Source organism: Pseudoalteromonas sp. S554, assembly GCF_005930865.1.
Classification (GTDB): Bacteria; Pseudomonadota; Gammaproteobacteria; order Enterobacterales; family Alteromonadaceae; genus Pseudoalteromonas; species Pseudoalteromonas marina.
The window spans coordinates 224302-236909 of the sequence record NZ_PNDV01000001.1 but is presented as its reverse complement, the minus strand read 5'-3'; the positions used below and the strand labels follow the sequence as shown (position 1 = coordinate 236909).

The window sequence follows — 12608 nt, the reverse complement described above, 5'->3', positions numbered from 1 at the left end:
TTTAATGTTATTGTCGACTATAACCTTGATCTGTTTTTCGAGCAATAACACTAATTTACCTATTACAACCACACACATAGTGATTAAGAGTCGCTTTGTTTAAGATACAAACCGACTCAATTTTTAAAAATTAAATACTGTTTTTGCGAGCGTTATTGTTACAAGTGTAATTAATACGATAGCGACTAGGTTAAGTGCAAAACCTGCTCTGATCATATCGCGAATTTTAATTTTTCCCGAGCCAAATACAATGGCATTTGGTGGTGTAGCAACTGGCATCATAAACGCACAACTGCATGCTATAGCAGCAGGAATAACCCACACTAAAGGCGAGCCAAAAATACTTTCAGAAACTGGGCCTAATAACGGCAAAAAGCCCGCCGCAGTAGCTGTATTACTCGTGATTTCGGTTAAAAAGGTGATAAGCGCTACAACAACCACTATGCCCATAACTAACGGAATAGCACTCGCCCCTTCTATCATTTGTGCAATGTATTGCGCTAAACCAGAAGATTTAATCTGTGATGCTAACGATAAACCACCGCCAAATAATAACAATACGCCCCATGGCACTTTAGATGTACTTTGCCAATCTAAAATTCGCTCGTCACTGCCCTTCTTAGCTGGCAAAACAAATAACAACAAGGCTGCTGTAATAGCAATAGCAGTGTCTGAAATGCTAAGACCCGACAAATCAGCTAATAGCGGTCTAAAAACCCAACATAACGCGGCTAGTACAAATACTGAAAACACGCCTTTTTCAGCCCGTTGCAACGCACCGAGTTCAGCAAGTTCATTTACAAACATAGCCTTACTGTCTTTAATGTTTTCTGCATTTTTATCAACTTTATAGCTGAATTTAGTAAGCCATATCCAACACACCAGTAACATAACAATTGCTAAAGGCACACCTATCATCATCCATTGCCCAAAGCCTATTTCAATTTGGTAACTTTCAGATAAGTATGCTGCCATAAGCGCGTTAGGCGGTGTTCCTATTAACGTAGCAATACCACCAATGCTGGCACCATAGGCAATTGATAGAAGTAATGCTTTTGCAAATCCATCTTCACCAGAATCAGAGTGACTCACTAAATGAATAATTGATAACGCGATAGGTAACATCATCACCGTTGTAGCCGTGTTTGACATCCACATAGATAAAAATGCTGTTACTAACATCATTGCTAAAATTTGTAAGCTCGGTTTTTTACCCGCATATAACATAGTGGTTAACGCAATTCGTTTATGTAACCCCCAACGTTCCATAGCTATTGAGATTAAAAAACCACCCAAAAATAAAAATATAAGTGGGTGTGCATAAGGCGCTGCCGTAATTTTGATAGGCGCAATATTTACAAGTGGCGTTATTACTAGCGGTAACAATGAAGTTGCAGGAATAGGGACAACCTCAGTCACCCACCAAGAGGCCATCCAAAATGTTAAACCTGCTGTTTTAAAGGCTGTATCAGATAGGCCATTTGGTGGATCTAATAAACAGGTTAACAACATTACTATGGGCCCAAGCCAAAGCCACACGCTTCGTATAATAGGATGTATTTGATTAGAATTGTTTAGGTTGCTTACCATCACCACGCCAAAAGCTATTTAACAGACGACACAGTAAAGAAGATAGTAAGGACTTGTCAAATGGATATCAGCCATAACTAAATTTGCATAGAGTTAAAGGCTTAGAGCTTTAGTACGAGTGAAAAGTGTAAGACATCATACAAATTAAGAAGGGGAATTTATAGAAACGCCGTAAACAAGAGGTCTACGGCGAACATATCAAAATTAACTAGTCGCTAATGCTGATCTATTTTTTATATACTTATATAAACCAATTAATGAAGCAGCTATCCAAAATATTTCTATCACAAAGCTCGCTAGATTAAAGTTATAACAAAGGCTTATTAATAATAAAATCGCCCCTGTTAGGTTCATCATGTTGTACGTCAAGCTGGTTGGTGTTGTTTTACCTAATTGAAGTAGAAAAAACGAGCCAACAACTAAAAATGTGCCTGTCATACCGATGATGTCAAATAAGAGTGCTATCACGAAACTATCCTTTATCCATTTTTCAAATAACCCAAAAAACTGGCCCATTCCATGGGGAGGGTATTTTTCATTCATTGAAACAGCAAAACCGGGCGATCATAGCAACAAAGCAGTTTCAAACAAGGCCATATGTCCGCATATATTTTTTAGCTTATTTAAATGTAACTTTTCCACCTATCATTTTGTAGGCAGGTGCGCCGCGGATTAAAGCAGGTCTTGCAAAAGCCCGCTCACAACTTGGGCAAATACACGGAATTTTTGTGAAGTCTTGAGATATACGCTCTTTAAAACACTTAACAAGCGCCCCCTTCCCCCCTTTGCGATATTTAAAAAGTTGCGTTCTGCATGACGAGCAAAAAATATCAACGGTTTTTATAGGGCCTTTTTTGTTTGGTTGTGCCAAAACACCTCCGTAATTAATAATTATATTTAAGGTTAAATAAGATAAGTTTAATGAGGTAGCCCGTAAATTAAAACAGCCGTAGTGACTAGAAAATATTTTAACCGCCCAGTTCATGACTTATTGGCAGTAGCTAAAACATGATTTAAGTGATCAGCGAGGCATTTAAGGCTAAAGGGCTTAACAATAATGCCTGAAACTTTAGCTGCGATTACATTTTTTATAGTTTTAGAATTATCTTCGCATGTCACCATCAAGACAGGAGTTGAGGTAAGCTGTTCGTCATTTCTTATTCTATTTAGTAAATCTTTACCGTCCATTTTGGGCATATATAAATCAGTGATGACCAAATCAAAAGCCTGCTTTTTTAACAGTGTGAACGCCTGAATACCATCGGTCGCTTCAACAATATCAAGATAGTTTAGATTTCTAAGCATGTTAATTAATACATGTCGCATCAGTGGTACGTCATCAACAACAAGTATTTTCATATTATTTAGTTACCTGAATAAATAAAAAGATAGACAATTTTGTGTTTATAAATCAATTATGGCCACCCGCCTAAAATTAATCCCATCAACGAAAATTGGCTTACATAGTAACCACTGTTTATCAAAAAAAGTTTTACTGGACGCTGCTCATAAAGATAACTTAAACCCAAAGAGCTGCTCACCCAAAATAAACCAATAGCAAAACCAGTCCCTACACTCAAACCCAAGCTCGACTCGTTACCTAAAAATATCGACAGTACAAATGCAGCCAAAAATGAAAATGAAAATGTGCCAACACATATGCGTTTTTTATTGGCACTTTGCAAATCAAGCTCGGTCAAGCCGCAACTTTCAAGCCAAGCTTGTCTAAATAATAAGTTTGAATACCAAACACTACTTAACGTAAACGACGAAAGCGCAGCAACCAGTATCGAAATAAAATTAATATCCGAAAAATTCATACAACACTGAAATTTCCTGAATCGTAACGTCTTTTTAATGTAGTTAATATTAACTAAAGCAGCAAATACTAAAGTGTAACCGACACATAAATAACTACAAACTATTAGAACAATGCAAACGTTGCTTTTGTTAACTCAGCTACATCGTCTATGGCTAACTTTAACTCCAACCCACGCTTACCGGCACTGACATATATAATTTCAAACTCACTAGCACTGCTGTGAATATATGTTTTAAGACGTTTTTTTTGTCCTATTGGGCTCACACCTCCAAGTATATAACCGGTACTTACATTTACTTTTTGAGGCGCGGCCAAGGCCACTTTTTTTGTTTTTGCCACTTTAGCAAGCTGTTTAAGATTAACTTGTTGAGATACGGGGGTGATGGCAACGATTAATTCACCTTCATGCGTTTCTAGTACAAGTGTTTTAAATACTTGCTCACTATTTAAATTGAGTTTTTCAACTGCCTCTAAGCCATAGTGACCATTGTTTACATCGTGCTCATAGCTTAGTATTTCGAACTTTATTTTTTGTTTTTCGAGCAGTGCGATAGCGGGTGTCATTGGGTTCTCACTTTTTTAGAGGTGTTAGCAAATTTAAAGCAAAAAAAACGGCGCTGTAAAGCACCGTTTTTTTAAACAACATAATTTTTACTTTGTTAAGTCATCAAAAAACTTTTTAACACCATCAAAAAAGCCTTGCTCTTTAGGACGGTTTTTTGAGCTATCTGTGCCCATGCTTTCTTCTAACTCTTTAAGTAATTCACGTTGGCGCTCGTTAAGATTGACAGGTGTTTCAATAACTACCTTACAAATTAAATCACCTTGTGCGCCACTTCGTACAGACTTAACACCTTTGCCACGCATACGGAACATTTTGCCGGTTTGCGTCTCTGACGGTATTTTAAGTTTTGCACGACCATCAAGTGTCGGTACTTGAATTTCACCGCCTAAACCAGATGTAGTAAAGCTAATAGGAACTTCACAATATAAATTGTTACCTTCACGTACAAATATGTCATGTTCTCTTACAGACACTTGTACGTATAAGTCACCCGCTGGTGCGCCATGTACCCCGGCTTCACCCTCACCCGATAAACGAATACGATCGCCTGTGTCAACACCCGCTGGTATTTTCACCGACAACGTTTTAGTTTTTTCTACACGGCCTTGACCATGACAGCTGTTACAAGGATCTGAAATAATTTGACCTTGCCCCTGACACGTAGGACATGTTTGCTGAACAGCAAAGAAACCTTGGCGCATTTGCACCTGGCCTGCACCATGACAGGTAGTACATGTTTTAGGTTTAGAACCCGCTTTTGCACCGCTTCCATCACAAGGGTCACAACTTACCCATGTTGGTACTTTAATTTCTACTTCTTTACCACGAACCGCTTCTTCAAGCGTTAAATCCATGTTGTAACGTAAATCAGAACCGCGTTGCTGGCGAGATTGACGTCGGCCACCGCCGCCACCAAAAATGTCACCAAACACATCGCCAAATACGTCACCAAAATCGCCATGGCCGCCACCAAAGCCGCCATGACCACCGCCACCGCCTTGTTCAAAGGCCGCATGACCGTATTGGTCGTACATCTGGCGTTTTTGATCGTCAGTTAGAATTTCGTATGCTTCTTTTACTTCTTTGAACTTGGTCTCAAGCTCTTTATCGCCTGCGGTACGATCTGGATGATATTTCATCGCTAAGCGTTTATACGCTTTTTTTATGTCTCGCTCACTCGCATCTTTGCTTACGCCGAGGACTTCGTAATAATCGCGTTTTGACATATCTATCACACTACTCTTTCTATTTTGCAGCGTAAGCTGCGGGATAAACCGATAAATCTCATCGATTTATCATTGAATTATGAACCTTAAATACATGCAAAAGGCGCGACAAGCTATTGCTCGCGCGCCTCATTTGTTCATCCTAACCTAAACACCTAACCGAGTTAAGTGTTTTTGGTCAGTTAGAAGCGTCGGCAACAATTACTTTTCGTCTTTTACTTCTTCAAACTCTGCATCAACAACGTCATCATCTTGCTTAGCTGATTGTTGTTGCTCACCTGCGTCTGCTTGACCTTGCTGTGCTTTAGCTTGAGCAATTTCCATTAACTTTTGAGACTTTTCAGCAAGTGCTTGCGTTTTAGCTTCAATTTCGTCTTTGTTGTCGCTCTTAATTGCAGCTTCTAAGTCTACAACTGCCGCTTCAATCGCTTCTTTATCTTCACTTGGTAAAGCATCGCCCGCTTCTTCAACTTGCTTACGTGTACCGTGAACCATTGCATCTGCTTGGTTACGAACAGCTACAAGCTCTTCAAACTTTTTGTCTTCTTCAGCATGCGCTTCTGCATCACGTACCATTTTTTCAACTTCTTCATCGCTTAAACCTGAAGACGCTTGAATAGTAATTTTTTGCTCTTTACCTGTGTCTTTATCTTTAGCAGATACATGTAAGATACCGTCAGCATCAACATCAAATGTTACTTCGATCTGTGGTGTACCACGTTGAGCAGGACGAATACCTTCAAGGTTAAATTGACCTAAAGATTTGTTGTCGCTTGAACGTTTACGCTCACCTTGTAACACATGAATTGTTACCGCAGACTGGTTATCTTCTGCTGTTGAGAACGTTTGTGATTTCTTAGTAGGAATCGTCGTGTTCTTCTCAATAAGCGCTGTCATTACAGAACCCATTGTTTCAATACCTAGAGATAATGGAGAAACGTCTAGTAATAGTACGTCTTTAACATCACCTGCTAGTACGCCACCTTGGATTGCCGCGCCTACAGCTACAGCTTCATCAGGGTTAACGTCTTTACGTGGCTCTTTACCGAAGAAATCAGCAACTGTTTTTTGTACTAAAGGCATACGTGTTTGACCACCAACAAGAATAATGTCGTTGATGTCGCCTACTGATAAATCAGAATCAGCAAGTGCACGTTTAAGCGGCTCTAGAGATTTAGTTACTAAATCTTCAACAAGTGACTCAAGCTTAGCGCGTGTTAGTTTCACGTTCATGTGCTTAGGACCAGTTGCATCAGCAGTTACGTACGGAAGGTTAACTTCTGTAGATTGTGCTGAAGAAAGCTCAATTTTTGCTTTTTCTGCAGCTTCTTTAACACGTTGCATTGCAAGTGGATCTGTTTTTAGATCTAAGCCTTGGTCTTTCTTAAATTCAGCTACTAGGTAGTTGATAACACGGTTATCGAAATCTTCACCACCTAAGTGAGTGTCACCATTGGTAGCTAGTACTTCAAATGTGTGCTCGCCTTCAACTTCATCAATTTCAATAATTGATAAATCGAAAGTACCGCCACCTAAGTCGTATACAGCAACAATGTTTTCGCCTTTGTTTTTGTCCATGCCGTAAGCTAGGGCAGCAGCAGTTGGCTCATTGATGATACGCTTAACTTCAAGACCAGCAATACGACCGGCATCTTTAGTTGCTTGACGTTGTGAATCGTTAAAGTATGCAGGTACTGTAATTACCGCTTCAGTTACTTCTTCACCTAAGAAGTCTTCTGCAGTTTTTTTCATTTTTTTCAGTACTTCAGCAGAAATTTGTGGTGCAGCGCGTTTTTCGCCGCCCGCTTCTACCCATGCATCGCCGTTATCAGCTTTAATGATTTTAAATGGCATAATGCCGATATCGCGTTGTACTTCTTCGTCTTCAAAACGACGACCAATTAAACGCTTAATTGCAAATAATGTGTTAGTAGGGTTAGTAACCGCTTGACGCTTAGCAGATTGACCTACTAATGTTTCACCGTCTTGCGTGTAAGCAATGATAGACGGGGTTGTGCGATCGCCTTCCGCGTTTTCTATAACACGTGCTTTGTCACCATCAAGTACTGCAACACAAGAGTTTGTAGTACCTAAATCGATTCCGATAATTTTACCCATGAAACTTCTCCAACTTCAAAATTCGTTATACGTTAATTCGTTCGATGACTAGTAAATAGGGATGCCCTAAAACTAATTCAACTGTAAAAATGAAAAAAAATTCATTTTTTATGATTTATTTACAAAATAACCCCAATAATTGTAAGGAATGATGATTTTTAGAGCGTTTGACACACCTTTAAATGCTGGCCTGACCAGTTTGGTTGTGTTATAAATTTATTAAATTGCACTTTTAAAGGATATTTCCCATGCATTTTGACCAACTACTTGAGCAAGCCGCTAAAATAGGTCAATCAGATAAAATCGAACAATCCGCACTTACCATGCAATTTCCTGAAAATTGGTGCCAAGGAAGAACCGCTTTTGGTGGTTTATCAGCTGCATTGTTATATCAGGCTATTAGAGGCAAAGTGAATAATGACCGCCGACTTCTTTCATTAAGTACTAATTTTGTTGGGCCTTTACTCGCCGACACCCCTTTTTCACTTTATGTTGAAGTATTACGTGAGGGTAAAAACAGTACACAAGTACTCGCTAAAGCAATTCAAAATGAGCAAGTAGCCGTAATCGTGCAGGCTTGCTTTGCTAAAAATAGAGAGTCAGCTATTAATGTTCCTGTTTCAAAGTCGTTAGGTTTAAGCCCTGTTAACGAGCGTTATACGTTACCCTTTATAAAAGGCCAAATGCCTGAATTTTTTCAGCATGTGGATTTATGCCCACAGCAAGGCGCAATGCCCTTTACAGGGGCAGACACATCTCATTTAGGTGGGTGGATGCGACTTAAACATACACCTGAAACCATTACAGAAGCGCATGTAATTGCACTAACCGATGCATGGCCGCCAACATTATTACAAATGTTTAAACAACCCGGACCTGCAAGTAGTATGTCGTGGTATTTAGAGTTTGTTCAGTCTCCCAATTTAACGCCTGGCGAGTGGCTTGGCTTTGAAGCAATTACGCATCACTCTAAAGATGGATATGGTTTAGAGGACGGGTGCATTTGGTCACAGTCAGGTGAGCTCATTGCTCTTACCCGCCAAACTGTTGCCGTGTTTGATTAGGGTCGGTTGAACTTTGCGGATTAAAATTCGTTCAAACTAAGGGCTATATAATAGCGGCGCGAGATTTTTAACCTAGTGGGCTCGATAACTGCTCCTGCATTACTCTACTGACTTACATCCATGTAAGAATAAGTAAAAACTGAGTAACAAAGAGTAAATAGCCCCTAGGAAGCCCCCCCCCTTGGGAAGCGCCTGTTTGGCATTAATGCTACGTTCTCGACAATTTATGAGGAATAACCATACTAAATAAGCTCTTCCTTAATACTAATACAGACTCTGCAAATTTAACCTTGAAAGGTCAACAGACCTTAATATATAAAATGCTGGCCAATCAGATAGTTTCTGGCTTGGCCTGTATTCAAAATTAACAGTTCGCGTTGTATTACAGCTTCAAATATTGCAAAATCAAATAAATGCATTATTGTTTGGTACTAAATTGCAAACTGTTTGCCCCTGCTGTGACCTGATCATAGATATACCAAGAATTATCGCTAAGCAAATGGCGATTTGCCCGCATTGCCATCATAAATTATGCGAAGCCAACGTAAACCACGATAATCGCATAGTGGCGTTAAGCTTTAGTGCTTTGCTAATGCTACTAAGCAGTATGTTTTATCCTTTTTTATCATTTAGTAGTAATGGTATAACCCAAACTATCACCCTCCCCGACGCAGCCCGAATATTATTCAATTACGATAGTGAATTGTTAGGCCTTTTTATTGATTTAAGCATTATTGCCTTACCAATGAGTTTATTAATTATTTTAATACCCCTTCATTTAGGTGTTTTAAAAACATTGCCACAAGGCATTGCGCGTAGGTTGCTTAAGTTTACTTTGGCACTTGAGCCATGGATTATGTCTGAGATATTTTTAATTGGTGTTTTAGTCAGCATGGTTAAAATTATGTCTTTGGCTGATATAAGCTTTGGGGCAAGTTTTTGGGCTTATGCTGGCTTTGTTATTTTATACATTGCCGCTTTAGTACACTTAAATCGTCCAAGGTTATGGGCTCAAATAAAACCAGTAAAAGTGTTAGAAGGTGCCGAGCACGCTAAACGTGCTATTGATGAAAATATTAAAGCCTGTCATGTGTGTCATCAGCTTTGTACAGGTAAGGTCTGCCAGCGATGCCACACCAAAACACATGTACGTAATCCTCATAGCGTTCAAAAAGCAACTGCTTGGCTCATCACATCTATTGTTTGCTATATACCAGCCAACGTATTGCCTATCATGAATACAACAAGCTTGGGTGATGAAACCCCGTCCACACTTATTGGTGGGGTCATTTTACTTTGGAAAAGTGGTTCTTATCCCATTGCAGGTATCATTTTTTTTGCGAGTGTTGTTGTTCCTTTAGCCAAAGCATTTGTACTAAGCTTTTTGTGTATTATGGTAACAAAACCTGCAAACAGGCATACAAAAAGTTACACTAGAATTTACCAACTCACTGAGTTTATTGGTAAATGGTCAATGATTGACGTTTTTGTTGTCGCCATTTTAGTGGCTTTAGTACAGCTAGGTAATTTAATGTCAGTTACACCAGGCTTAGGCATTGCATTTTTTACCGTTATGGTAATATGCCAAATGATGGCTGCTCATTCATTTGATCCACGCCTTTTATGGGATTCACCTAAAAATAAATCATCAGAGACTAAAACATGACCGAAACTGCCCAAGTAACAGATGAACCAAGAATCTCTGCTATCTGGATTATTCCAGCCATAGCGCTTTTTGTCGGCGTGTGGATGCTTTATCAATATCAAGCAAATAAAGGCCCCACTATATATATTGAGATGCCGCAAGCCGAGGGCATTATTGCAGGTAAAACAGAAATAAAAGTGCGCAGTGTAAAAATAGGGCAAATAGACAGCGTTCGTTTATCCGACTCCCAAGACAGTGTGATTGCACGGGCTCAAATAGATAAAAGCTATGAAGACTTACTTACCGACGACGCAAAAATATGGGTGGTAAAACCACGTATAGATGAAACCGGCATAAGTGGAATGAGTACTTTACTCTCTGGGGTATATTTAGAATTTGCACCGGGCGAAAGTAATACACTTAAAGAAAATTTCACCCTGCAAGAAGAACCTGCATTAATAGGCAAAGACGTGCAAGGTGGTCGCTTTAAACTACTTAGTTATAACGCAGAAGTACTTGATGTTAGTACCGGAATATTTTTTAAGAATTATAAAATTGGCCAAATAGAAACCGCCACATTTGATTGGGAAAACCAAGCAATGAAGTACGGTATATTTATAAAAGCGCCGTACCAAAACTTAATTACCAACAACTCAATTTATTGGGTCAACGCTGGTATAGAAATTGATTTATCTGCTGATGGCATAAATATTAATACAGGCTCTTTGAGTAAGCTTTTAAAAGGCGGAATTTCAGTTGGCTTACCCGATAACCAAACACCAGGGGAAATAGCTAACGATGGTCACAATTTCTCACTTAGCCAAAGCTATAAAGAAGCACTAGAAGAACGCTTTTACGACTTTGACTATTACATAATAGATTTTGAACAATCAATTCGAGGGCTCAGACCCGGTGCCCCTGTTGAATATCGTGGTATTCGCATTGGTACAGTAGTTGAAGCGCCTGCAAACATAATTGTTAATGGTAAACCTGCTCACTTTAAAAGTGCAAACACGTCAGTACCTGTTCTTATAAAAATAGAGTACGGGCGTATTTATCACCACAGCGCAACAGCTAAAGACTTTTGGAAAGAAAGCTTAAAAGGCTGGATAGAAATTGGCATGCGCGCCTCTTTAAAGCCCGGAAATCTTTTAACTGGTGCAGTTTATGTTGATTTTGATATGTACCCCGATGCGCCAGAAGCGGAGTTTGAAAAACTGGGACAGTATACCGTTTTTCCTAGTATATCGAGCGGAATTACCGTACTTGCCGACCAGGTTTCTGATGTATTAAACAAAGTTAATAATTTAAAAGTTGAAGAAAGCTTAGCCCAAATACAAGTTGCCTTTGCCGACTACCAGTCTCTTGCAAATGAAATGCGCACACTATTAAATGAAAAAGATACTCAAAATTTACCCGGTGATATAAATCGTAACTTTGCAAAAATGACCAAAAGCATGGAGCAATTTGAAGTGACCATGCGACAATTTGATAAAACAATGGCCAGTTATCAGGCTGGGTCTGAATTTCATCATCAATTACAACAAACACTACGTGAATTTAAGCGCTTAAGTGAAGAAATACAACCTTTGACACGCGGCTTAAATGAGCAACCAAACATGCTAATTTTTGACAAATCACTGCCCGCAGATCCAATACCAAGGAAGCAATAATGAAAACGCTATTACTCATAACAAGTTTGCTTTTAGTATTGTCGGGCTGTAGCTCAGCAATACAAAATGCGACTCAGTATTACCAATTTGAACAGCCTATTGATTCATCATCACGAAATATTAGTGAAACCAACGCACAGTTGAGAGTGCAAACAGTTATTTTAAGAGGCGCATTAAACAATTTAGGCATAGCGATGAAAATTGATAATAATCAAATTCATGCTGCAAATTATCATTTATGGGGCGAGTCTCCTGACGTTATGCTTACTGCCACTGCCCAACAAACTTTATTTAAAAATATGCCCACTTGGATGGTTATCAAAGGGCTACCTGTAATAACCGAGCTTGATCAGCAAACATTTTATGAGCTTGAGTACGAAATTCACCATTTTAATGGTGATATGCAAGGCAATGCTAATATCTCTGGACTATGGCACTTATATTATACTCACCCAGAAACCGGCCGCCGCTTGATTAGTGTGCATAACTTCTCACGCCTAGTGCCCATAAAAGAAGACGGCTACGACGGTTTAGTAGCCACGCTTGAGCAAACGTGGCTAAACATAAACTTAGATGTAGCCAAAGCAATAGAACAAGCACGACTTTAATAACCATATATATCAATGGCGGTTTTATCATCACTAATAACCGCCTTGCCTACCCTGTTAAAATCTAACTTTAATAATAGACACTAATAAACATTGTTATTATCTGTATCACCATTTGCAGCAACGCGTTTTTTATTCAGACTTCACCATGCTTACAGCACTACGTTCTCGTTGTAACTTAATGAACTTTGGAGTTATGCAATTACCTTACACATTAATAGCAGCATCGCTGGCTGTTATGAGTTTTAAAGCATGAGATAAGTACTTTATAGATATTGAAATAAATAAAAAACCCCA

Annotated in this window: 12 protein-coding genes; 4 read left to right on the top strand and 8 right to left on the bottom strand. The window is 39.1% G+C overall.

What is annotated here, in order from left to right:
- Nucleotides 1–123 precede the first annotated feature (123 nt).
- From CWB65_RS01045 to dnaK, 8 genes are all read right to left on the bottom strand, one after another.
- The gene (locus CWB65_RS01045) at nt 124–1590 is read right to left on the bottom strand and encodes an SLC13 family permease (protein ID WP_033025038.1); all 1467 of its coding nucleotides are present in this window, start codon (nt 1588–1590) and stop codon (nt 124–126) included.
- A 204-nt stretch (nt 1591–1794) separates the two neighbouring features.
- Nucleotides 1795–2058, bottom strand: coding sequence for a CBU_0592 family membrane protein (locus tag CWB65_RS01040; RefSeq protein WP_008127470.1), 264 nt, complete (start codon nt 2056–2058; stop codon nt 1795–1797).
- A gap of 151 nt (nt 2059–2209) precedes the next feature.
- Nucleotides 2210–2461, bottom strand: a complete 252-nt coding sequence (locus tag CWB65_RS01035; RefSeq protein ID WP_138739649.1) for a hypothetical protein — start codon at nt 2459–2461, stop codon at nt 2210–2212.
- 110 nt (nt 2462–2571) lie between these two features.
- Nucleotides 2572–2949, bottom strand: a complete 378-nt coding sequence (locus tag CWB65_RS01030; RefSeq protein WP_138739648.1) for a response regulator — start codon at nt 2947–2949, stop codon at nt 2572–2574.
- A gap of 56 nt (nt 2950–3005) precedes the next feature.
- Nucleotides 3006–3410, bottom strand: coding sequence for a DUF1761 domain-containing protein (locus CWB65_RS01025; protein WP_138739647.1), 405 nt, complete (start codon nt 3408–3410; stop codon nt 3006–3008).
- Between the two features lie 104 nt (nt 3411–3514).
- Nucleotides 3515–3976 (bottom strand): Cys-tRNA(Pro) deacylase, encoded by a 462-nt coding sequence (ybaK, locus tag CWB65_RS01020; RefSeq protein ID WP_138739646.1) that lies wholly within the window; start codon nt 3974–3976, stop codon nt 3515–3517.
- A gap of 87 nt (nt 3977–4063) precedes the next feature.
- The gene (gene dnaJ / locus CWB65_RS01015; RefSeq protein WP_006791697.1) at nt 4064–5203 is read right to left on the bottom strand and encodes a molecular chaperone DnaJ; all 1140 of its coding nucleotides are present in this window, start codon (nt 5201–5203) and stop codon (nt 4064–4066) included.
- A 201-nt stretch (nt 5204–5404) separates the two neighbouring features.
- On the bottom strand, nt 5405–7321 hold the full coding sequence (dnaK, locus tag CWB65_RS01010; RefSeq protein WP_138739645.1) for a molecular chaperone DnaK: 1917 nt from the start codon (nt 7319–7321) through the stop codon (nt 5405–5407).
- 248 nt (nt 7322–7569) lie between these two features.
- On the opposite strand from dnaK, the gene CWB65_RS01005 reads away from it, so the two are divergent.
- The 4 genes from CWB65_RS01005 to CWB65_RS00990 all read left to right on the top strand — a co-directional run bounded on the left by CWB65_RS01005 (nt 7570) and on the right by CWB65_RS00990 (nt 12311).
- Complete coding sequence (locus CWB65_RS01005; protein ID WP_006791695.1) at nt 7570–8385, top strand: thioesterase family protein; 816 nt, start codon at nt 7570–7572, stop codon at nt 8383–8385.
- Between the two features lie 499 nt (nt 8386–8884).
- The gene (locus tag CWB65_RS01000) at nt 8885–10051 is read left to right on the top strand and encodes a paraquat-inducible protein A (RefSeq protein WP_006791694.1); all 1167 of its coding nucleotides are present in this window, start codon (nt 8885–8887) and stop codon (nt 10049–10051) included.
- On the top strand, nt 10048–11703 hold the full coding sequence (gene pqiB / locus CWB65_RS00995; protein ID WP_138739644.1) for an intermembrane transport protein PqiB: 1656 nt from the start codon (nt 10048–10050) through the stop codon (nt 11701–11703). Before CWB65_RS01000 ends, pqiB begins: the two co-directional genes overlap by 4 nt.
- Nucleotides 11703–12311: a PqiC family protein gene (locus CWB65_RS00990; RefSeq protein WP_138739643.1), complete on the top strand. Its 609-nt coding sequence runs from the start codon at nt 11703–11705 to the stop codon at nt 12309–12311. Before pqiB ends, CWB65_RS00990 begins: the two co-directional genes overlap by 1 nt.
- Nucleotides 12312–12608 lie beyond the last annotated feature (297 nt).

What these genes read in the sequence shown, in the direction of transcription:
- dnaJ (WP_006791697.1), bottom strand. Translation starts at nt 5,203, where the DNA reads ATGTCAAAACGCGATTATTACGAAGTCCTCGGCGTAAGCAAAGATGCG.
- CWB65_RS01045 (WP_033025038.1), bottom strand. Translation starts at nt 1,590, where the DNA reads ATGGTAAGCAACCTAAACAATTCTAATCAAATACATCCTATTATACGA.
- ybaK (WP_138739646.1), bottom strand. Translation starts at nt 3,976, where the DNA reads ATGACACCCGCTATCGCACTGCTCGAAAAACAAAAAATAAAGTTCGAA.
- CWB65_RS01000 (WP_006791694.1), top strand. Translation starts at nt 8,885, where the DNA reads ATGGCGATTTGCCCGCATTGCCATCATAAATTATGCGAAGCCAACGTA.
- CWB65_RS01030 (WP_138739648.1), bottom strand. Translation starts at nt 2,949, where the DNA reads ATGAAAATACTTGTTGTTGATGACGTACCACTGATGCGACATGTATTA.
- CWB65_RS01005 (WP_006791695.1), top strand. Translation starts at nt 7,570, where the DNA reads ATGCATTTTGACCAACTACTTGAGCAAGCCGCTAAAATAGGTCAATCA.
- pqiB (WP_138739644.1), top strand. Translation starts at nt 10,048, where the DNA reads ATGACCGAAACTGCCCAAGTAACAGATGAACCAAGAATCTCTGCTATC.
- dnaK (WP_138739645.1), bottom strand. Translation starts at nt 7,321, where the DNA reads ATGGGTAAAATTATCGGAATCGATTTAGGTACTACAAACTCTTGTGTT.
- CWB65_RS00990 (WP_138739643.1), top strand. Translation starts at nt 11,703, where the DNA reads ATGAAAACGCTATTACTCATAACAAGTTTGCTTTTAGTATTGTCGGGC.
- CWB65_RS01025 (WP_138739647.1), bottom strand. Translation starts at nt 3,410, where the DNA reads ATGAATTTTTCGGATATTAATTTTATTTCGATACTGGTTGCTGCGCTT.